The 20,834-nt window shown below is 70.1% G+C and carries 22 protein-coding genes and 1 tRNA gene; 7 read left to right on the forward strand and 16 right to left on the reverse strand.

Features of this window, described 5'->3' with window-relative positions; genetic code table 11:
• Positions 1–4 precede the first annotated feature (4 nt).
• Positions 5–478 (reverse strand): NfeD family protein, encoded by a 474-nt coding sequence (locus tag CSIV_RS03655; protein ID WP_077050055.1) that lies wholly within the window; start codon positions 476–478, stop codon positions 5–7.
• A 176-nt stretch (positions 479–654) separates the two neighbouring features.
• Between CSIV_RS03655 and CSIV_RS03660 the strand changes: the two genes are divergently transcribed.
• Entirely contained in the window at positions 655–1,419 is a 765-nt protein-coding gene (locus tag CSIV_RS03660) for an SDR family oxidoreductase (protein ID WP_077050056.1), read from the forward strand.
• 2 nt (positions 1,420–1,421) lie between these two features.
• Complete coding sequence (locus tag CSIV_RS03665) at positions 1,422–3,392, forward strand: S9 family peptidase (protein ID WP_077050057.1); 1,971 nt, start codon at positions 1,422–1,424, stop codon at positions 3,390–3,392.
• A gap of 55 nt (positions 3,393–3,447) precedes the next feature.
• Here CSIV_RS03665 and CSIV_RS03670 read toward each other — a convergent pair whose 3' ends face one another.
• The 3 genes from CSIV_RS03670 to CSIV_RS03680 form a co-directional block, all read right to left on the reverse strand.
• Entirely contained in the window at positions 3,448–3,999 is a 552-nt protein-coding gene (locus tag CSIV_RS03670; RefSeq protein WP_077050058.1) for an HdeD family acid-resistance protein, read from the reverse strand.
• A 79-nt stretch (positions 4,000–4,078) separates the two neighbouring features.
• Positions 4,079–4,996 (reverse strand): AEC family transporter, encoded by a 918-nt coding sequence (locus CSIV_RS03675; protein WP_139340593.1) that lies wholly within the window; start codon positions 4,994–4,996, stop codon positions 4,079–4,081.
• A gap of 102 nt (positions 4,997–5,098) precedes the next feature.
• Positions 5,099–5,485 (reverse strand): hypothetical protein, encoded by a 387-nt coding sequence (locus CSIV_RS03680; protein WP_077050060.1) that lies wholly within the window; start codon positions 5,483–5,485, stop codon positions 5,099–5,101.
• A gap of 224 nt (positions 5,486–5,709) precedes the next feature.
• On the opposite strand from CSIV_RS03680, the gene CSIV_RS18230 reads away from it, so the two are divergent.
• Positions 5,710–5,877: a hypothetical protein gene (locus tag CSIV_RS18230; RefSeq protein ID WP_160897377.1), complete on the forward strand. Its 168-nt coding sequence runs from the start codon at positions 5,710–5,712 to the stop codon at positions 5,875–5,877.
• 32 nt (positions 5,878–5,909) lie between these two features.
• Complete coding sequence (locus CSIV_RS03685; RefSeq protein WP_139340594.1) at positions 5,910–6,221, forward strand: hypothetical protein; 312 nt, start codon at positions 5,910–5,912, stop codon at positions 6,219–6,221.
• 116 nt (positions 6,222–6,337) lie between these two features.
• Here the strand turns inward: CSIV_RS03685 and CSIV_RS03690 are convergent, their stop codons facing one another.
• From CSIV_RS03690 to CSIV_RS03705, 4 genes are read right to left on the reverse strand one after another with little or no spacing between them, the layout of a single operon-like run.
• Positions 6,338–7,144, reverse strand: coding sequence for an SDR family NAD(P)-dependent oxidoreductase (locus tag CSIV_RS03690; protein ID WP_077050062.1), 807 nt, complete (start codon positions 7,142–7,144; stop codon positions 6,338–6,340).
• A 33-nt stretch (positions 7,145–7,177) separates the two neighbouring features.
• Positions 7,178–7,438 (reverse strand): DUF4190 domain-containing protein, encoded by a 261-nt coding sequence (locus CSIV_RS03695; RefSeq protein WP_077050063.1) that lies wholly within the window; start codon positions 7,436–7,438, stop codon positions 7,178–7,180.
• Positions 7,439–7,472: 34 nt separating this feature from the next.
• On the reverse strand, positions 7,473–7,874 hold the full coding sequence (locus CSIV_RS03700) for an arsenate reductase ArsC (RefSeq protein ID WP_077050064.1): 402 nt from the start codon (positions 7,872–7,874) through the stop codon (positions 7,473–7,475).
• Between the two features lie 16 nt (positions 7,875–7,890).
• Complete coding sequence (locus tag CSIV_RS03705; protein WP_077050065.1) at positions 7,891–8,553, reverse strand: arsenate reductase/protein-tyrosine-phosphatase family protein; 663 nt, start codon at positions 8,551–8,553, stop codon at positions 7,891–7,893.
• A 227-nt stretch (positions 8,554–8,780) separates the two neighbouring features.
• Between CSIV_RS03705 and CSIV_RS03710 the strand changes: the two genes are divergently transcribed.
• Together CSIV_RS03710 and CSIV_RS03715 are read left to right on the forward strand one after the other, a co-directional pair.
• The gene (locus CSIV_RS03710) at positions 8,781–9,341 is read left to right on the forward strand and encodes an RNA polymerase sigma factor (RefSeq protein WP_077050066.1); all 561 of its coding nucleotides are present in this window, start codon (positions 8,781–8,783) and stop codon (positions 9,339–9,341) included.
• Positions 9,338–10,096 (forward strand): hypothetical protein, encoded by a 759-nt coding sequence (locus tag CSIV_RS03715; protein ID WP_077050067.1) that lies wholly within the window; start codon positions 9,338–9,340, stop codon positions 10,094–10,096. Before CSIV_RS03710 ends, CSIV_RS03715 begins: the two co-directional genes overlap by 4 nt.
• A 3-nt stretch (positions 10,097–10,099) precedes the next feature.
• Here CSIV_RS03715 and CSIV_RS03720 read toward each other — a convergent pair whose 3' ends face one another.
• The 5 genes from CSIV_RS03720 to polA form a co-directional block, all read right to left on the reverse strand.
• Positions 10,100–10,867: an SGNH/GDSL hydrolase family protein gene (locus CSIV_RS03720; RefSeq protein WP_175627545.1), complete on the reverse strand. Its 768-nt coding sequence runs from the start codon at positions 10,865–10,867 to the stop codon at positions 10,100–10,102.
• 170 nt (positions 10,868–11,037) lie between these two features.
• Positions 11,038–12,378, reverse strand: coding sequence for an MFS transporter (locus tag CSIV_RS03725; RefSeq protein WP_077050068.1), 1,341 nt, complete (start codon positions 12,376–12,378; stop codon positions 11,038–11,040).
• Positions 12,375–13,433 (reverse strand): LLM class flavin-dependent oxidoreductase, encoded by a 1,059-nt coding sequence (locus tag CSIV_RS03730; RefSeq protein WP_077050069.1) that lies wholly within the window; start codon positions 13,431–13,433, stop codon positions 12,375–12,377. Before CSIV_RS03730 ends, CSIV_RS03725 begins: the two co-directional genes overlap by 4 nt.
• Before the next feature lie 94 nt (positions 13,434–13,527).
• Entirely contained in the window at positions 13,528–15,204 is a 1,677-nt protein-coding gene (locus tag CSIV_RS03735; protein ID WP_077050070.1) for a DUF885 domain-containing protein, read from the reverse strand.
• Between the two features lie 69 nt (positions 15,205–15,273).
• Entirely contained in the window at positions 15,274–17,910 is a 2,637-nt protein-coding gene (gene polA / locus CSIV_RS03740; protein WP_077050071.1) for a DNA polymerase I, read from the reverse strand.
• Positions 17,911–17,969: 59 nt separating this feature from the next.
• Here polA and CSIV_RS03745 point away from each other — a divergent pair, with 59 nt between their 5' ends.
• Complete coding sequence (locus CSIV_RS03745; protein ID WP_077050072.1) at positions 17,970–18,404, forward strand: hotdog fold thioesterase; 435 nt, start codon at positions 17,970–17,972, stop codon at positions 18,402–18,404.
• Between the two features lie 52 nt (positions 18,405–18,456).
• Here the strand turns inward: CSIV_RS03745 and CSIV_RS03750 are convergent, their stop codons facing one another.
• The 3 genes from CSIV_RS03750 to pyk form a co-directional block, all read right to left on the reverse strand.
• A complete protein-coding gene (locus tag CSIV_RS03750) occupies positions 18,457–19,077 on the reverse strand; it encodes an ANTAR domain-containing response regulator (protein WP_076490530.1) in 621 nt (206 codons plus the stop codon).
• Positions 19,078–19,202: 125 nt separating this feature from the next.
• A tRNA-Leu gene (locus CSIV_RS03755) sits at positions 19,203–19,285 on the reverse strand.
• 75 nt (positions 19,286–19,360) lie between these two features.
• Positions 19,361–20,806: a pyruvate kinase gene (pyk, locus tag CSIV_RS03760; RefSeq protein ID WP_077050073.1), complete on the reverse strand. Its 1,446-nt coding sequence runs from the start codon at positions 20,804–20,806 to the stop codon at positions 19,361–19,363.
• Positions 20,807–20,834: the final 28 nt, after the last annotated feature.

Consider the following 20,834-nt stretch of genomic DNA (forward strand, 5'->3'; position numbering starts at 1 on the left):
GCGTTCACGGTGTGGTCTCCTGCCCTCGCGCACGGACGACGGCCGTGGCGCCGTCGATACGCGCGACCTCGATGTGCGCCCCCGGGTGCAGACGCGTGTCACCGTCGCTGCGGGCCGTCCACACGTCGCCGTTCGCGAGCTTGACCTGCCCCGCGACCCGCGAGACGGTCATCAGCACCTCTCCCTCGAGGCCGAGGAGCGCTTCGACGTTCGAGGGGCGCGTGTCCGCGGAGCGCTGCAGGCGCTGGAGCATGCGCGGTCGGAGGAACACCACCAGAGCGATCGTGGCCGTCGCGGCGATGATCACCTGCAGCCACAGCGGCGCGCCCCCGAGGTCGGCGACGAGCCCGACGATGCCGCCCAGCGCCAGCATGAGGAACGTCAGCTCGACGGTGAGCATCTCGATGACGAGGAAGACCAGGATCAACAGCAGCCAGAAGATCCAGGCGAACGTGTCGATGGTGGAGAGAACGTCCATTTCGCACCTCCTGTGCCCGAACGTAGCACGCGCCCACGGGGCCGAGGCCGGATGCCGTGGACCATCCCCGGGACCCCCCTCCTCGGGCTCGCGGCATCCCGGTCGGTAGGCTGGGGTCTTGTCGTGTCCGCCGGCGTCGGCGGTCGGCATCCGATCTCGAACCATCAGGAGTTCCCGTGTCCCAGACCCTCCCGTCCGGCTCCCTGAGCGGCAAGACCGCCCTCGTCACCGGCTCGTCGCGCGGCATCGGCGCCGACACGGTGCGCTACTTCGCCGAGGCCGGCGCGAACGTCGTCATCAACTTCCGCAACAAGGCCCCCCGCGCCGAGAAGCTCGCCGCGCAGCTGCGCGAGCTGGGCGTCGAGGCGCTCGTGGTCGGTGCCGACCTCACCGACCCGGCGTCGGTGCAGGCGATGTTCGACGAGGTCGAGCGGACGTTCGGCGGTCTCGACGTGCTCGTCCTCAATGCCTCGGGCGGCATGGAGTCGGGCATGGCCGAGGACTACGCGTTGAAGCTCAACCGCGACGCGCAGGTCAACGTCCTCGAGTCCGCGCTGCCGATCCTGCGCGAGGGATCGCGCGTCGTGTTCGTCACGAGCCACCAGGCGCACTTCATCCGGACGACGCCGACGATGCCGGAGTACGAGCCCGTGGCGCTGTCCAAGCGTGCCGGCGAAGACGCCCTGCGCGAGCGCATCCCCGCCCTCGAGGAGCGCGGGGTCGGTTTCACGGTCGTCTCGGGCGACATGATCGAGGGCACCATCACCGCGACGCTGCTCGAGCGTGCGAACCCGGGTGCGATCGCCGCGCGCCGCGAAGACGCGGGCAAGCTCTACAACGTCGCCGAGTTCGCCGCCGAGGTGGCGCGTGCCGCCCTCGACCCGGTCCCCGCGGACAACACCCGCCTCGTCGGAGACACGGACTCGTTCGGAGGGGAGTGAGCATGCGCGCCCACGACATCGAGACCCTTGTGTCGGTCGGGCGCCCCGCGCTCGCGTCCGACGGTGCCTTCGCCGTCTACGCCACATCCCGCCCCGACATCGCGGCCGACCGCGCCGTGGGGCAGCTGTGGCGCGTCGACCTGCCCGACGGCACGCCGCGCCGCCTCACGCGCGGTGTCGCGGACGGCGCGCCGCGGCTGTCGCCCGACGACTCCGCGATCGCGTTCCTGCGCGCCGACGCGCGCGGGCGCGCACAGGTCTTCGTCGTCGCGGCCGCGGGCGGCGAGCCCGTGCAGGTCACCGACCAGGCCGGGGGAGTGACCGACCTGTCCTGGTCGCCCGACGGCACGCGGGTGGCGTTCACGGCCCGGATCGTCGAGCCCGGCCGCTACGGAACGGTGGAGGGCCGGGATGCCGTCGCCGAACCGCCGCGGCGGATCACCGGCATCCGCTGGCACGCGAACGGGCACGGCTACCTGGATCGTCCCGCGCACCTGTTCGTCGTGGACGTGCCCGCGACCGACGCCGAGCCGTTCTACGAGCCGGCGCCCGACGTCGTCACCCCCGAGAAGCGGATCGTCGCCGCCACTCCGCGCCAACTCACGGACGGTGCGACGAGCTGGTCGGGTCTGGCGTGGACCGCGGACGGACGCGAACTGCTGAGCATCCCCGATGTGATCGAGGATCGCGTCCCGGACCTACGGTCGCGCGTCGTCGCCGTCTCGGTCGACGGCGCGGGGGAGCGCGAGGTCGTCGGCACCGCGGCGAATCTGTCCGTGGACGAGGTCGCGATCGCCCCGGACGGCGCGGTGTTCCTGCGCGGCAACGACGTCGGGCCCTCGGGCGTGGACTTCGTCGCCCCGGGTATCGCCGTGTGGCTGCTGGAGGACGATGGTCCGCGTGCGCTCACCGACCCCGAGACCATCGACCTCGGCGAGGTCGGCTCGCACCTGTCGTTCGCGGGCGACGACGTGCTCGTGCAGGACCGCACCCGCGGCCGCGTGCGCCTGCTGCGCGTCTCGCGTCAGGCGGACGCCGCCGAGGTCGTCGGCGGCGACGTCGAGGTGACGGGGCACGCGTCCGCCGGCGGGCGCATCGTCGCCGCGGTCGCCGCGCCGACGTCGTTCGGCGAGCTCGTCCTCGTCGAGAACGACACGTGGCGCAGCCTCACCGACCACGGCGGGCCGGCCCGCGAGAAGAACATCGTCGTTCCCGAGGAGCGCGAGATCGCCGGACGCGACGGGTACCCCGTTCACGGCTGGGTCGCCGTCCCCGAGGGCGAGGGGCCGTTCCCCGTGATCCTGCAGATCCACGGCGGTCCCTACGCGTCCTACGGCATCCATCTCTTCGACGAGACGCAGGTGCTCGTGGATGCCGGCTACGCGGTGGTGTACAGCAACCCGCGGGGGAGCGCCGGATACGGCCGTGCCCACGGCCGCTCGATCCGTCAGGCGATGGGCACCCTCGACTACTTCGACGTCATCGACTTCTTCGATGGCGTGGTCGGCTCCGACCCGCGGCTCGACGATGAGCGCGTCGGCATCCAGGGCGGGTCCTACGGCGGGTACATGACGGCGTGGATCATCGCGCACGACCACCGGTTCGCCGGGGCGATCGTGGAGCGCGGATTCCTCGACCCGACGGCGTTCCCCGGCTCGAGCGACATCGGCTCGTTCTTCGGTCAGGAGTACGTCGGCACCGACCCGGCGCGGATCGCGGCGCAGAGCCCGATGGCGGTCGTCGATGAGGTGCGCACGCCCACGCTCGTACTGCACTCGGAGCTCGACTACCGTTGCCCGCTCGAACAGGCGACGCGTTATTACTCGGCGCTGAAGCTCAACGGCGTCGAGGCCGAGATGCTCGTCTTCCCCGGCGAGGATCACGAACTCACCCGCGCCGGTCGTCCGCGTCATCGCGTGCAGCGGTTCGACGCGGTCCTGGAGTGGTGGGCGCGGCACCTCCCCGTCGCCTGAACGAGAACGAGGGGCCTGGATGCCGTGGCATCCGGGCCCCTCGTCGTTCGATGTCTCAGGCGGCCTTGCCGAACTGGATCGCCCGGACGATCTGGAACACACCCAGGACGATGAGCGAGGCGCCGATCAGGATGAAGAGCGTCACCGCGCCCAGCAGCGGCGAGAACAGCAGGACGATTCCGGCGACGATGCTGATGATCGCGAAGAAGATCGTCCAGCCGCGTCCCGAGCCGTGGCCGAGCGTCGTGAGCGAGACGACGCCCTCGATGATCCACAGGATGCCGACGAGCGTCCCGATGAAGACGCCGAACCAGACGGTCGTGGCGGCGAGGTTCGCGAACGAGAAGATGCCCGCGGCGATGAACAGCAGGCCGAGCACGATGTAGCCGATCCGGGCCCAGCCGGCGCGGAAGAAGATGCCGATCCCGATGTTGACCAGACCGGCGATGATGACGTAGACCGCGATGATGGCGACGGCGACCTGGGCGCTGCGCCCGGGCCAGAGCAGGATCAGCAGACCCACGATCAGTGAGATCGCACCGCTGACGGCCAGAGCCGTGCGCACAGCCCGCAGGGCGGGAGTACCGGACGAGGTGGAGGTGGTCATGGCGAGCCTTTCCTGGGTGAACGCTGAAAGCTTCGAGCCCCACCCTAGACCCTGGGGTGAACGTCGTGGGGGAGCGGTCTCAGCCCAGTAACAGGGCGACTCCGAACAGCACCGGGAGACACCCGAGGGTGGAGATGAACACGACGTCGCGCGAGAGGATCTCGCCGACCCCATAGCGCTGTGCGAAGTTGAAGACGTTCTGCGCCGTCGGGAGCGCCGCGAGCGTCACGACGATCAGAACCTGATCGGCCGGCAAACCGAACGCGAGCGCCACGCCCCACGCGATCACCGGCATCGCCACGAGCTTGAGCGTCGACGCGATGATGACGTCGACGCGTCGCCCGGGCTCGGTCAGCACGCGCTGTCCGTACAGCGACATCCCGTACGACATCAACAGGATCGGCACGCACGCCGCGGCGAAGAACGCCAGCGGATCCATGACGATGGGCGGCAGGTGGATGCCGAGCACCGCGACGAGCACGCCGAGCGCGGAGCCGATGAGCATCGGGTTCTTCGCCGTCTGCGCGAGGATCCGCCGCGGGGAGCGGGAGCCGGAGGTCGCGGCATCCAGGATCCCCAGGGCGATCGGCATGAGGACCAGCAGCTGGAACAGGATCACGGGCGCCGAGTACGCCGCGTCGCCGAGCATGTAGAGCGAGATCGGGATGCCGATGTTGTTGCTGTTCACCTGGCCCGCCGACAGCGAGCCGATGACCGTTTCGGCGGTACGTCGGCGCAGCACGAATCTCGACACCAGCGCGTACCCGAGGATGATGATCGCCGCGGTGATCATCGACACGGGGAGAAGCGCGGAGAACAGCGTCTTCACGTCGGCGCGGGCCAGTACGACGAACAGCAGGAACGGTGACAGGACGAAGAACGTCAGACGACTGAGCACCGGGCGGGCGTGCGGCCCGAGCAGGTCGATCCGCGCGATGACGTACCCGACGACGACGGCGAGGGCGATGACGGCGAAGCCGGTGAGGATGCCGCTCACTCGGCGGCTCCCGGGCATGCCCGCGCGCCGCGGGGGCGACGTCGCGATTCCATCGAGCCGAGCCTAACCCGGTCGCGGGACGTCGGCGGACGGCGTGGCGCGTCAGAGCGTGATGCGTGTGCCCGGGCCCAGGTCGATCGTGACGGGCGTGCCGCGGGGAACAGGAGCCGGCACGCGATAGGCGGTGGGACCGAGGTCGGCCGTGCACACCGGCCCACCACTGGTCTCGAGTGTGATCTCGAAAGAGCTGTCGGCGGTTTCGGAGATCTCCCGAGGCTCGGTCGGGCAGGAGGAACTGCCGTACGTGAGAATCAGCCAGGCGTCCTCATCCGGGTCCCAGGCGACCGTCGGCTGAGGGTCGAGGAGGTCGCTGGACGATGCCAGCTCGTCCGGGATGGTGTCAAGTCTCACGGCGCCCAGGCTGTTCGTGCACCCGGCCACACCCGCGACCAGCAGCAGGGCGAGTGACGCGATGCTCAGACGGCGCATGCTCGCATCCTTGCAGCGACGCGTGTTCGTCACGCAGTTTGCGACCGGATCGTTGCGCGGGCTCGTACCAGAGAGACTCTCTCGGAACACGAACACGGGCGATAGCCGATAATGCACATTATGTCAGTTTGGATCGGGAGGACACCGAACACCGTGCGTCGCGCTCCCCAGTCGTAGACTGCGCCTCGACCGGAGGGTTCATTGTCATCGGTACCGCTCAGGCGATGTTCGGCGTCGTGCTCGTGGTCCGCTCGCGCCGAATTCTCGACATGCTTCGTCGGAGGTTCGCGGAAGACGGCGCCGGCCTTCGGCGGTGGATGGTCATCGTGTGGGGGTGCGTGGGGATCCTCATGTCGTGCGCGGTCTTCCTCATCGTCCTCCTGGGCATCTGAGCGCAGGGAGTCCTCGCGGCTACGCTGACCGGATGAGCTCCCCCCGACTCCCCCGCGACCGTCGACGCACCGCGTCTATCGTGCTGTCGGCGATCTCGCTGACGGCTCTGACCCTCATCCTGCTCTGGACCTTCGGTCTGAACGCGACGGTGTCGGGTGCGTCGAGCATGGTGGTGCTCCTCCCCATCGCGGTCTTCTGGTTCTCTTCCGTGATCTGGGGGATCCTCGGCTTCATCGCGCTGGGGCTGGGCGCCACCACGTCACGCCCGACACTCCCCTGCCTCCTCGCCGTGGGAGTCCTCCTCGAGATCGTCGTGGGGTTGCTCCTGATCTCGTGGCTCTGACGCAACGTCGACCACCCATGCCACGACCGACGTGGTGCGCCGCTCGGCCGGCGGGCTCCGCGTTCCCCTCGGGGGCTCGCCCCCCCACACGCGGGTGACGTCGCGCGCGCCGGGCGTCAGCGGATCCACTCGGAGGTCACGCCGATCACGCGCGAGCCGTCGAGATCGCCGAGCGAGAGCCCTGCGAACCGGACCGCGGCCTCGGAGGTCTGCCACCGGAACTTCGGGGTGTCGGTGACGGCGGCTTCGATCACGGTCTTCGCCGCGTCCTCCGCCGCCTGCGCCTGCGCGAACGACGCGGTCGTGCGCTCGATGTACGCGTCGAGCTGCGCCTGGTACGGACCGCCGTCGTAGCGATCCACCGACGCGGTGAACGACGACGCCACGGCCGCGGGCTCGACGATCGCGACGTCGATGCCGAAGGGGGCGACGACCGGGGCGAGCGACTGCATGAGCCCCTCGACGGCGAACTTCGCACCGCAGTAGGCGTCGGCGAACGGCTGCCCCACAGCTCCCCCGACGCTGGTGACGGTCACGATGCGGCCGTACCCGCGCTCGCGCATGCCGGGCAGGACGAGGCGCGTGAGCCGCGCCACGGACAGGTAGTTGGTGTCGAGCTGCGCCTGGAGGTCGGCATCCGAGAGCTGTTCGAGGGTACCGACGGCTCCGCGCCCGGCGTTGTTGACGAGGACGTCGACGACGCCCAGGTCGGCGATGAGGGCCGCCGCGGCGTCGGCGTCGGTGACCTCGAGCGCGCGGACGTCGAGCGTCACCCCGGCCGCGTCGGCGGCGTCGCGCAGGGCGTCGGCGCGGGAGGTGTCGCGGACGGTCGCGACGACGGAGAGGCCGGCCTGCGCGAGGCCGACGGCGGTGTGCAGACCGATGCCGCTGGAGGTACCGGTGACGAGAGCGATGCGGGTCATGGCACGACCCTAGACCCGACCACCGACGTGGCGTCAGGCTGTGTGGCCGCCGATCACGGTGAAGAAGACGCTGAACCACAGGATCATCAGGAGCAGCGTGGCGGCTGAGCCGAGCGCGCCGAGGATCATCGCCCAGCGCGCCAATCCGGTGCCGGTTTCGACGTTGCCGGGGCGAGCGAGTTGGTTCCTGGCCAGGATGCCGAGGACGAGCCCGGCGACCGGGACGACGAAGGCCGCGATGAAGCCGACGAGGGCGAGCGTGTTGGTGCGCGGGGGTGCGGCGGGCGCGGTCATGGGCTGAGCGTAGCGGTCCCGCGGCGTCGCGATGTCACTCCCCCGTGAGGTCGCCGATCAGCGCCTCGACGCGGCCGCGGATGTCGTCGCGGATCCGCCGGACGGCCGTGGCATCCTGTCCGGCCGGATCGTCCAGCTGCCAGTCCTCGTAGCGCTTGCCCGGGAAGATGGGGCACGCGTCGCCGCAACCCATCGTGATGACCACGTCGGACTCGCGGACGGCATCCACCGTGAGGATCTTCGGGGTGTTCCCCGCGATGTCGACCCCCTCCTCTGCCATGACCTCGATCGCGACGGGATTGATGCGGTCTTTCGGCTCGGAGCCCGCCGACAGCACATCGACGCGGTCGCCCGCGAGGTGCTGCAGATAGCCCGCGGCCATCTGGGAACGGCCGGCGTTGTGGACGCACACGAACAGGACGGTGGGACGCGACATGGGTTTCCCTCGGGGGTCAGGCGGCGCGCACGTGCGGCAGCAGGGCGTCGATGCGGTGGGAGATCTCGTCGAAGGCCGACTCGAAGGCGTCGTGGGTGCCGATGCGGACGGGGTCGGGGATCGACCAGTGCAGATCGGTGGATGCCAGCGACTCGCGGGCGCGATCGCACACGGTGATCCGCAGGTCGGCGGGGCGCGTGATGTCGTCGAGCGTTCGGGGGCGGGCGTCCGCCAGGTCGAGTCCGTGCGCGGCGGCGACGGCCACGGCCCCCGGGGCGACGCCCTCGGCGGGCAGGGTTCCGGCGGACGCGACGTCGATCGACGTGTGCGCGCGCCACAGGTGCTCGGCGAGCTGCGACCGGGCGGAGTTCGCGGTGCAGACAAACACGACGCGCGGGACGACGAGTTCGACGTCGCCCGTCTCGGTGCGCATCGCGTCCGTGACGAGACGCACGTAGCTGCGGCGCCCGTCCCCCTCGGATCGGCGACGCTCGATGAGGCCGGCGTTCTCGAGCGCTTTGAGATGGTGTGCCAACAGATTGGATGCCAGCCCGAGCCGCTCCCCCAGCTCGTGCGGCGACAGGTCGCCGAGGGCGAGCGCGTCGACGATCCGCAGGCGCGCGACGTCCGCCAGCGCGGCATGGCGCGCGGCGCGGACGGCGAGCGGCGAAGATTCCATTTGCTCAATGATCGTTGAGGTACTTGTGCGTGTCAACTCGAGGGGCTCGACGGAGTCGTCCTGATCCGAACGCCCGTCGGTGTCATCGGCGGACGGTCCGATAGGTTCGGGCCGTGACGTCGCGTCCGATCGTCGCCACCGCGGTGGCCGTCGTGCTCGACTGACCCGCCGCACCGCTTTTCGGACTGCTCGCGTAACGCGCCCACCTCGACCGGACATCACAGAGCATGGGGAACCTCGACAGCGACGCCGACCTGTGGCGCGACGCGCTCGCGGGAGACGGCGACGCGTTCGGCGCGGTGTTCGATCGGCATCGCGACCGCGTCTTCCGACACTCCTACCGGCTGGTCCCGCACATCGCGGACGCGGAAGACGTCCTGGCGGCGGCATTCCTGGAGCTCTGGCGCCGCCGAGGTGCCGTCCGTCTCGTCGACGGATCCGTCCTCCCCTGGCTGCTGCTGACGGCGACGAACTGTGCGCGGAACCTGACACGCTCGCGTCGCCGCTATCAGTCGGTCCTCGACGCGCTGCCGCGAGACGCCGTGGTCGTGGATCCTCCCGCGGACCCTTTGGACGCCGTGCTGGTTGCGGCCGTGGCGCGCCTCCGGCCCCGCGACGCCCGGCTTCTCGCGCTCGTGGCCCTCGGCGACCTCGAGATCGCCGATGCGGCCGCGCTCGTCGGTCTCACTCCGGGGGCGGCGCGTGTCCGTCTCCACCGCATTCGCGCTGCCCTGCGGCAAGACCTCGGCGCCGACACCCGGACCGGGTATCTCACGGAGACATCATGAACACCCCCGCACTCTCCCCCGCCTTCTCCTCCGCTCTGCGCGCGCACCTGGTCGCCGAGGCTCGCTCCCCCCGTCGTCGACGCCGACGTTGGGGCGTGTGGGCGGCGGGAGCGACCGCGGCCGTCGTCCTCGGCGGAACGTCGGCGGCCGTGGCATCCGGAGTTCTCCCGCTTCCCGGTGCGCCGCAGGACACCGCTCTCGGCGTGGAGCGGTCGGTCGAGGGAGCAGGGACGGGGGCTCTCGACCTCGGTCCGGTACCGGACGGCGCCACGGACGTCGCGCTCACGCTGCAGTGCCGGGACGCGGGCACGTTCGACCTGCCCGGTACCGGGTCGGTCGTCTGCACGGAGCCCGGCGACAGCGCCGCATCGTGGACCGTCGCGCTGGATGCCGTCGACCCGACGAACCTCCGGGTTGTCACCGACGCCCGGGTCCGCTGGTCGCTCGCCGGCCAGTACGTGTCGCGCGAGACGCTTCCGCTCGAGACCAATCCGGACGGCCTGACGTTCGGGTCGATCGTCGCCGGCGAGACCCCCGATCTCGTGGCGGTCATCGCGACGAACGGGCGCGACGGCTACGTGCGGCGGACCGACCTGGAGGACGCGGACGGGACGACGGCCGCGCGGTCGTTCCGCTCCCCCGCCGACGCGCTCGCCTGGCAGGAGGAACGGGGCACGACGTCGATCACGATCCCGGTCTACGCCTCGGACGGGCGGACGGTGCTCGGCGATTTCGTCGTCGGCGGCTCGCGCTGAGGATCAGGACGAGAGCGGTGTCAGCTCCGTCCAGCCCCCGCCGAACTTCGCGGCGCGGCCGTCGCCGGACGACGTCCCGGTCAGGCGGCGCCGCACCCAGGGGGCGACGTGTTCGCGGTAGTAGGCGGTGCCCTTCAGCCGCGGGATGTCGGGGATCTCGGGGAGATGCCACCACTCCGCCGGCGCCGCGAGGCCGACGGACTCCAGCACGCGCGCGGCCACGCGATGGTGTCCGCGGGCGTTCATGTGGAGCCGATCGACGGACCAGAATTCCGGCCCCGCGAGCTCGCGGTCGAACCAGTTGTAGGCCGTGATGACGTCGGGCCGGGAGCGGATCATCTCCTCGACCGCGTGCGACAGGCGGTCGCCGCGACCCTGGACGACCTGCCCGAGCGGAAGCCCCGCCGACGGATTCGCGCCCGAGAGGACGATGAGCTGCACGCCCTCGTCATCGCACCGACGGAGCACGTGCTCGAAGACGTCGACGATCCGGCTGATGCCCGTGCGCGGACGCAGCATGTCGTTGCCTCCGCCGTTGAACGACAGGTGCGTCGGCTTCAGGGCGAGGGCCGGTTCGAGCTGCTGTTCGACGATCGGCTGCACGAGCTTCCCCCGGATCGCGAGGTTCGCGTACTGGATCGGTTCGCCCGTGGCATCCGCCCATCCCTGCGCCGCGAGGTCGGCCCAGCCGCGGACCGTCCCGTCGGGGAGTTCGTCGCCGACGCCTTCGGTGAACGAGTCGCCGATCGCGACGTAGCGCACGGATGCCATCCCGCCAGCCTACGCGCGCGGGAACGCCCCGGACGTCGAACGTGGATGCCAGGGTTTGGGGCGCGATCCGCGCTTTGGGGCGGAGAATTCACGCCCCAAAGCGCGAAATGCGCCCCAAACCCGACGAGCAGGGGGAGCCGAGGCCGGGAGCGCGAGCCGGGTCTCGGGCGTCAGCCCTCGGCCAGCGCCCGCCCGCGCTCCTCACGGAGGAACAGCGCCGCGACCACGGCGACGGCGAAGAACGCCGCGAAGACCACGAACAGCAGCGGGGCGCCCCCGAGGCCGAGCAGCGGCGGCACGCTCAGCGGGGCGACGATCGAGGCGATGCGGCCGACTCCCGCAGCCCACCCCGAGCCCGTGGCCCGGAGGGGCGTGGGATACGTCTCGGGGGTCGCCGCGTAGAGCGCCCCCCAGGCGCCGAGATTGAAGAACGACAGCGCCATCCCGGCGGCGATGACCGCGACCTCGCCGGAAGCCGTTCCGAAGAAGACCGCGGAGACGGCGGAACCGGCGAGGAAGGTCGCCAATGTGGCCCGGCGACCCCAGGCCTCGATGAGCCAGGCCGCGACGGCGTACCCGGGAAGCTGGGCCAGCGTGATGATCAGCGTGAAACCGAACGAGCGGACCAGGTCGTATCCCTGCGACACGAGGATCGTCGGGATCCAGATGAACGCCCCGTAGTACGAGAAGTTCACGCAGAACCACAGGAGCCAGAGCGCTGCCGTCCGCCGCCGCAGCGGCGCGGCCCACAGAGCGCGCACCCGGGCGCGCGGCGCCCGGTGCTCCTCGCCGACCTCCGTGGCGGCGGCGGTGAACGACACCCGACCGGCGGCGGCCTCGAAGTCGCCGACGATGGCCGAGGCCTCGGCATCCCTCCCCCGGCTCGCGAGCCAGCGCGGCGATTCGGGCAGTCCCCACCTCACGAGGAGCGCATAGGCGGCGGGGATCGCGCCGAGGGCGAACGCCCAGCGCCAGCCGTCGGCGGATGCCGGCACCACGAGGTAGCCGATGAGGGCGGCGGCCGTCCACCCGATCGCCCAGAACGCCTCGAGGAAGACGATCACGCGCCCGCGCATGCGCGCGGGGGCGAACTCGCTCACGTACGTGGAGGCGACCGGCAGCTCGGCACCGAGGCCGAGACCGACGACGAAGCGCAACGCGAGCAGCGCCGCCAGACCGCCGACGAGCGCGCTCGCGCCGGTCGCGACGCCGTAGACCAGCAGGGTCAGCGCGAAGACGTGGCGGCGTCCGAACCGGTCCGCGAGCAGGCCGCCGACGCTCGCGCCGATCGCCATGCCCTCGAAGCCGGCCGAGGCGATCCACGACGCCTCCGTCGGAGCCAGCTGCCACTGCGCCGACAACGCGGCGATGACGAACGAGATGAGCCCGACGTCCATGGCATCCAGCGCCCACCCCAGGCCCGACCCGCCGAGCACGCGCGCATGCCGGCGGGTGAACGGGAGGGCGTCGAGGCGGTCCGCGATGCGGGCGACGTCGGTCGAGGTGGTCACCGGATGCCGGCGGTCTCGGTCTCGGCGAGCATCTCGTGCACGAGCGGGAGGACCCGCGTGCCGTAGAGCTCGATGCTCGACAGGAGCCGGTCGTGCGAGATCGAGCCGCTGGCGAACTTCAGCTGGAAGCGGGAATTGCCGAGCGCGCGCACGGTCGCGGCGATCTTGCGGGCGACCGTCTCGGGCGACCCGATGTACATCGCCCCCTCGGGACCGACGTCGTGCTGGAAGCGCAGTCGGTTGTACTCCGGCCAGCCGCGCTCACGGCCGATCGTGTTGTTCAGTTCTGCGACGCCCTCGTACGCCTCCTCCCAGGCCTGCTGGTCGGTTTCGGCGATGTGCCCGGGCGAGTGGACGGAGATCGGCATCTGCGGCTTGCCGAACTCCTCCAGCGACCGACGGTAGAGGTCGGCGAAGGGGCGGAAGCGGGCGGAGGATCCGCCGATGATCGCCAGCACCAGGCCGTATCCGTACCGTGCGGCGCGTACGACGGACTCGGGGGAACCACCGACCCCGACCCAGGCCGTGAGGCCCTTCTCGGTCTTCGGATACACGTCCGCGTCCTGCAGGGCGGCACGGGTCTGGCCCTGCCACGACACCGGCTTCTCGTCGAGGAGCAGCGAGAACAGTTCCAGCTTCTCCTCGAAGAGCTGCTCGTAGTCGCGGAGGTCGTACCCGAAGAGGGGGAACGACTCGATGAACGACCCGCGCCCGAGGATCACCTCGGCCCGGCCGTTCGAGACGGCATCCAGGGTCGCGAACCGCTCGTACACCCGCACCGGGTCGTCGGACGAGAGCACCGTGACGGCGGTGCCGAGGTGGATGTTCGTCGTGCGGGCCGCGGCGGCAGCCAGCACGATCTCGGGGCTGGTGACGGCGAAGTCCTTGCGGTGGTGCTCCCCCACGCCGAAGAACGACAGGCCGACCTGGTCCGCGAGGACCGCCTGGTCCACGACGTTCCGGATGGTCTGGGCGTCGGATTGCAGACTCCCGTCGGGGCCGCGGGAAATGTCTCCGAAGGTGTCGAGACCGAGCTCGAGCTGACGATCGTTCATTGCGTCTCCTTGCATTCGGATGAATGAACTTTATGCCCCCCGGCGGTATTCCCGAGAATCGGGGCGCCTCCGCGCAGAGACGCCCCGATTCCGATCACGCGGATGCCAGAGCCGCGCGCAACGTGTCCAGACCGACGCCGCCGATGCCCAGCGCCTTGGTGTGGAACGCCTTCATCGAGAAATCGGCGCCCTCGCGCTCGCGAGCCTCGTCGCGCACCTGCTCCCAGATGCGCTGCCCCACCTTGTACGACGGGGCCTGGCCCGGCCAGCCGAGGTACCGGTTGACCTCGAACTTCACGAACTCCTCGGGCATGTTGACGTTGCGCAGCATGAACGCGAGCGCGTAGTCGTGGTCCCACACGCCCTCGCCGTCCAGACGCGGCTTGCCGAGGTGGACGCCGATGTCGAGCACCACGCGCGCCGCGCGCATCCGCTGGCCGTCGAGCATGCCCAGGCGGTCGGCGGGGTCGTCGAGGTAACCGAGCTGCTCCATGAGGCGCTCCGCGTACAGCGCCCAGCCTTCGGCGTGACCGCTGGTGCCGGCGAGGAGGCGGCGCCACGAGTTGAGCTGCCCGCGGTTGTACACGGCCTGCGCGATCTGGAGGTGGTGACCCGGGACGCCCTCGTGGTACACGGTGGTCAGCTCGCGCCACGTGTCGAAGCTGTCGACGCCCTCGGGCACGGACCACCACATGCGTCCGGGACGCGAGAAGTCGTCGGTCGGGCCGGTGTAGTAGATGCCGCCCTCCTTCGTGGGGGCGATCATGCACTCGAGGCGACGGATCGGCTCGGCGATGTCGAAGTGGGTGCGACCCAGCTCCTCGACCGCGCGGTCGCTCGTCCGCTGCATCCACTCCTGTAGGGCTGCGGTGCCGTGGAGCTTGCGCGAGTCGTCCTGCTCGAGGAACGCGACGGCCTCTTCGACCGTGGAGCCGGGGAGGATCTCGTTCGCGATGGACTCCTGCTCCGCGACCATGCGCGCGAGCTCTTCCACGCCCCAGTCGTACGTCTCATCGAGGTCGATCGTCGCACCCAGGAACTGCCGCGAGTGCAGCGCGTACAGCTCGCGGCCCACTCCGTCCGTGTCTCCCGCGGCGGGCGCCAGCTCCGACGTCAGGAACGAGGCCAGGGCGTCGTACGCGACGCGGGCGGCACCGGAGTTGTGATCGAGATCGCGTGCCAGCGACGCGGGAAGCTGCCCCTCCTCGGGAGCGGCGTCGCCGACGAACTCCGCGAAGAACCCCGTGTCCGAGGTGTAGCGCGCGATCTGCGTGGCCACCTCCACCACCTGGCGACGTGCGGGCACGACGCCCTTCGAGATGCCCTCGCGGAGCGTCGCGATGTAGCCGTCGATCGCGCCGGGGAGCGCCTTGAGGCGGGTGGAGATCGTCGACCAGTCCTCGACGGTGGCGGTCGGCATGAGGTCGAATGCCTGGCGCAGGTCCTGCGCGGGCGAGGCGATGACGTTCACGTCGCGCAGGTGCGTCTGCGCCGCGTGCAGCTCGAGGTGGAGGTCGAGCTCGCGGCCGAGGTCCATCTTCGTGACCTCGTCGACGGCGTCGACGGGAGTGGCGTTGTCGAGGGCGGCCTTCGTCGCGCGCGCCTGATCGGCCAGCTCGTTCGCGCCCTCGGGACTGTAGTCGCCGAACCGGTCGTTGAACTCGGTGCGTCCGATGTAGGTCGCCAGCGTCGGCAGACGCTCGGCCAGGGTGTCCACCCACGCGTCGGCGATCGTGTCGATCGGCGTGGGAGTGCGTTCTGAATCAGTCATGAGTCGAGCCTAGGGAAGGCCCGGGGGCCTGACCACCCGGGACGACCGAACGCCGCCCCGGGTGCGAGGTCAGTGGCCCGCTTCGTCCCAATCGCCGCCGCGGCCGATCTGCACGTCGAGCGGGACCGACAGGTCGGCGGCGTCGGCCATGCGGGCGCGCACGATCCCCTCGACGGAATCCCACTCCCCCGGCGCGACCTCCACCACGAGTTCGTCGTGGATCTGCAGCAGCACCCGCGAATGCAGCCCCGAGGAGGCCAGCTCGCCGCGGATGCGGAACAGGGCGATCTTCATGATGTCGGCGGCGCTGCCCTGGATGGGGGCGTTCAGCGCCGCGCGCTCCGCGTTCTCGCGCAGCACGCGGTTCATGCTCGTGAGGTCGGGGAACGGACGACGGCGCCCGAAGATCGTCTCGGTGTAGCCGTCCTGACGGGCCTGTTCGACCGAACCCCGCAGGTAGTCGCGCACCGCGCCGAACCGCGCGAAGTACTCGAGCATGAGCTGCTTCGCCTCGGACTGCTCGATGCGCAGCTGCTTCGAGAGGCCGAACGCCGACAGGCCGTAGACCAGGCCGTACGACATCGCCTTGACCTTCGTGCGCATGGCCGGAGTGACCTCCGACGGCTCGACGCCGAAGACGCGCGACCCGACGAACCGGTGCAGGTCTTCGCCGGAGTTGAAGGCCTCGATGAGGCCCGGATCGCCCGAGAGGTGCGCCATGATGCGCATCTCGATCTGCGAGTAGTCGGCGGTCAAAAGCGTCTCGTAGCCGTCGCCGACCTCGAACGCGGCGCGGATGCGACGGCTCTCCTCGGTGCGGATCGGGATGTTCTGCAGGTTCGGGTCGGTGCTCGACAGGCGCCCGGTCTGGCTGCCGGTCTGCACGTACGTGGTGTGGATGCGGCCGTCGGCGCCGATCGCCGCGTCGAGGGCGTCGATGATCTGCTTGAGCTTCGTGGCCTCCCGGTGACGCAGCAGCAGGTCGAGGAACGGGTGGTGGGCGTTCTCCTGCAGGTCCGCGAGGGCTGCGGCATCCGTGGTGTACCCGCTCTTGGTCTTGCGGGTCTTCGGCAGCTGCAGCTCGTCGAACAAGACCTCTTGCAGCTGCTTCGGCGATCCGAGGTTGACCTCGTGTCCGATCGAGGCGTACGCCTGCTGAGCGAGCTCGTCGGCGCGCGCGGCCAGTTCGCCGGAGAAACGCGACAACTTCTCGTGCGACACCGCGACGCCCGCCAGCTCCATGTCGGCCAGCGCGGTGAGTGTCGGCAGCTCGATGTCGTCGAGGACCTCCGCGACACGGTCGGGCAGATCGCCGCGCTGCGCGTCGGAGACCCGGCGCACGTACCACGACAGCTGCCCGGGCGTGGCGCCGTCGGTCTCGGGCACGAGCTGCGTGGGATCGGCCTCGGGAAGCTTCTCGCCGAGGTAGCGGTCGACGAGGTCGGCGAGCGTCTTGTCCGGGAAGCTCGGCCGCACGAGCCAGCCCGCGAGGATCACGTCGTCCACGATCCCCCCGACCTCGACGCCGGAGCGTGCGAGCGCCTTCAGTTGGGGCTTCGCCCCCGCGAAGGCCTTCGGAGCATCGGATGCCAGCCACCCCGCGAGCGCGTCGCGCACGGCGTCCGACCACTCGGCCTCGGCCGCGGCCGTGTCGGTCGCGAGACCGATACGCGTGGGGGCGGCCGCGAGCAGATCGACGGTGACGCCCACAGTGCCGGTGGCGGCGGCGGCCCAGTCCGCGAGACCGGCGCCGTCGAGGACGGCGGCCGTCGGCGCCTGGGCGGTGGGCAGCGCCGGTTCGTCGGCGACGGGGTCGGCGCCGAACGCGTCGAAGACACGCGGCAGCAGCGTGCGGAACTCGAGCCGCGCGAAGATGTCGCGCACCCCCTGGGCGTCGATCGGCTGCACCGCGAGATCGGCGGGAGCCTTCTCGAGCTCGACGTCGCGCAGCAGGCGGTTGAGCGCGCGGTTGCGCTTCACGTCGTCGAGGTGCTCGCGCAGGTTGTTCCCCGCGACGCCGGTGATCTTGTCGGCGTTCTCGAGCAGCGCCTCGAGCGAGCCCCACTGGGTGAGCCACTTCACCGCGGTCTTCTCGCCCACCTTGGGCACGCCCGGGAGGTTGTCGCTCGTCTCGCCCACGAGGGCCGCGATCTCGGGGTACTGCGCCGGCGGCAGGCCGTACTTCTCGATCACGGCGTCGGTGTCGTAGCGCTTCAGCTGGGACACGCCCTGCACGTTCGGGTAGAGCAGGGTGATGTCGTCGTTCACGAGCTGGATCGTGTCGCGGTCGCCGGAGCAGACGAGAACCGAGAACCCGGCCTCGGACGCCTCGGTGGCGAGGGTCGCGAGGATGTCGTCGGCCTCGACCTCTTCCTTGGTCAGGACCGCGACGTTCAGGGCTCGGAGGCAGTCCTGCAGGAGCGGGATCTGTCCCTTGAACTCGGCCGGGGATTCGCTGCGGTTGGCCTTGTACTCGCTGTACTCCTTCGTGCGGAAGGACTGCCGCGACGTGTCGAACGCCACGGCCAGGTGGGTCGGCTTCTCGGCCTTCACGAGATTGACGAACATCGACAGGAAGCCGTAGATGCCGTTGGTGTGCTGGCCGTCCTTCGTGGAGAAGTTGTCGACGGGAAGGGCGTAGAACGCCCGGTACGCCAGCGAGTGGCCGTCGACGACGAGGAGAGTAGGCTTTTCGGCATCCGTCACTCGTCCAGCGTAACGAGAACCACGGACACTCCCCCGGCCCCGGCTCCTCGAAGGCGACGATGACCTCCACGACACCCGACACCACGTCCGGCCTCGACTGGGCGAAGGAGCGCGGAATGGGCGCCCTCGCCGAGAAGATGGGCATCGAATGGGTCGAGTTCTCGGTCGAGCGCAGCGTCGCCACCATGCCCGTCGAGGGCAACACGCAGCCGGTCGGCCTCCTCCACGGCGGTGCGTACGTCGTCCTCGGCGAATCCCTCGGCTCGATGGCTGCGAACCTCTACGCCGGGTCCGGCAAACTTGCGGTCGGAATCGACATCAACGCCACACACACGCGCTCCGCCACCTCCGGCATCGTCACCGGCGTGTGCACGCCCATCCACCTCGGTCGCTCGCTCACCGTGCACGAGATCGCGGTCACGGACGAGCAGGGCCGCCGCTGCTCGACCATCCGGATCACGAACATGATCAAGGACGCCCCGGCCCCGGCCTGAACAGAAGAATGGATGCCACCGGAGTGGCATCCATTCTCGAAGAATCGGGCGATCAGGCCTTCTTGGGGGCCAGCTGCTCGATGATGGCCTTCGCCACGTCCTGCATCGTCAGGCGACGGTCCATCGACGCCTTCTGGATCCACCGGAAGGCCTCGGGCTCGCTCAGCCCCATCTTCTCGTTGAGGAGGCCCTTCGCGCGGTCGACGAGCTTGCGGGTCTCGAAGCGCTCGACCATGTCGGCGACCTCGGCCTCGAGCGTGATGATCTGCTCGTAGCGGGCCAGGGCGATCTCGATCGCGGGCAGCAGGTCGTTCGGCGTGAAGGGCTTCACGACGTACGCGAGCGCGCCGGCCTCGCTCGCCCGCTCGACGAGTTCCTTCTGGCTGAAGGCCGTGAGCAGCACGACCGGGGCGATGTGGTTCTTGCTCAGCTTCTCAGCCGCGCTGATGCCGTCGAGCTGCGGCATCTTGACGTCCATGATGACGAGGTCGGGACGCAGTTCGGTGGCCAGCTGCACGGCGGTCTCACCGTCACCGGCCTCGCCGACGACGTCGAAGCCGTTGTCGCGGAGGATCTCGACGATGTCGAGGCGGATGAGCGACTCGTCTTCCGCCACGACGACACGGCGGGGGGCGGTGGGCGCGCTCACCGGCGCGGCTTCGTGATCTGTCACGGTTCCATCCTAAGACTGTGGCTGCAAGGATCACGCGAACGGTGATCCCGGACTGCGGCGCCGACGAGCACCGCGGGGGAAAAGGATACCTGGTCGACTCCGGACGGGAGTCGGCTCATCCATCGTGCCGGTGGTGGGACTCGAACCCACACGCCCTTGCGGACAGAGCATTTTGAGTGCCCCGCGTCTGCCATTCCGCCACACCGGCAGGTGTTCTGCGTCCCCAACCTACCCGGCGGGAACGACGACGCGCGCCGGCGGAACCGGCGCGCGTCGCCCTGGATCAGTTCTCGCGGTAGACCGGAGCCGCGCCGTGCACGGCGTCACCCACGCGGTGCACGCGCAGGTCGTTGGTCGAACCGACGATTCCGGGAGGGGAACCCGAGATGACCACGACCTTGTCGCCGACCTTGGCCAGGTCGTGGGACAGCAGGTAGTCGTCCACCTGCAGGTACATCTTGTCGGTGTGCGACACGTGCTCGACCAGGGTCGAGCGCACGCCCCACGTGAGCGCGAGGCGACGGCGGATGCCGGGCTCGGGCGTGAACGCGATCATCGGGATCGTGGAGCGCAGACGCGACATGCGGCGCGCCGAGTCTCCCGACTCGGTGAAGACGCAGAGGTACTTCGCGTCGACGAAGTCGGCGACCTCGACGGCGGCGAGCGTGATGGCGCCACCCTGCGTACGCGGCTTGTTGGTGAGGGGCGCGATGCGCTCCAGGCCGTGCTCCTCGGTGGACTGCACGATGCGGGCCATCGTCTCGACCACGACGACGGGGTACGCGCCCACGCTCGTCTCGCCCGAGAGCATGACCGCGTCGGCGCCGTCGAGCACCGCGTTGGCGACGTCGCTGGTCTCGGCGCGGGTGGGCACCGGGTTGGTGATCATCGATTCGAGCATCTGCGTCGCGACGATGACGGGCTTCGCCATGCGGCGCGACAGCTCGACGGCGCGCTTCTGCACGATCGGGACGGCCTCGAGCGGCAGTTCGACGCCGAGGTCGCCGCGGGCGACCATGATGCCGTCGAACGCGTCGATGATCTCTTCGAGGTTGTCGACCGCCTGCGGCTTCTCGATCTTGGCGATGACCGGGATGTACCGACCCTCTTCGCCCATGATCTCGTGCACGCGCTCGATGTCCTTGGCATCCCGCACGAACGACAGCGCGATGAGGTCGGCGCCGGCGCGCAGGCCCCAGCGCAGATCGGCCTCGTCCTTCTCGCTCAGCGCGGGGACGTTCACGGCCACGCCGGGCAGGTTGATGCCCTTGTTGTTGGACACCGGGCCGCCGACGATCACCTTGGTGGTCACCACGGTGCCGTCGGTCTCGACGACCTCGACGCGGACCTTGCCGTCGTCGATGAGGAGGAAGTCGCCCGGCTTGACGTCGTGGGGCAGGCCCTTGAACGTCGTGCCGACGATCTCCTTCGTGCCGAGGATGTCCTCGACGGTGATCTTGAAGATGTCGCCGGGGGCGAGGTCGTGCGGGCCGTTCTCGAACTTGCCGAGGCGGATCTTCGGACCCTGGAGGTCGACGAGGGCCGCGACCGGGCGGCCCGCGTCCTCGGCCGCCTTGCGCACGTTGGCGAAGTTGGCGTCGTGCACGGAGTAGTCTCCGTGGCTCAGGTTCAGTCGGGCGACGTCCACCCCGGCATCGATGATGGCGCGAACCATCTCATACGACGACGTGGCGGGGCCGAGGGTTGCGACGATCTTGGCGCGTCTCATCCGTTTTCAAGCTCCGTGAGGATATTCG

Origin of the sequence: Microbacterium sp. CSI-V, assembly GCF_001984105.1 — a bacterium.
In the GTDB taxonomy this organism is placed as follows: domain Bacteria; phylum Actinomycetota; class Actinomycetes; order Actinomycetales; family Microbacteriaceae; genus Microbacterium.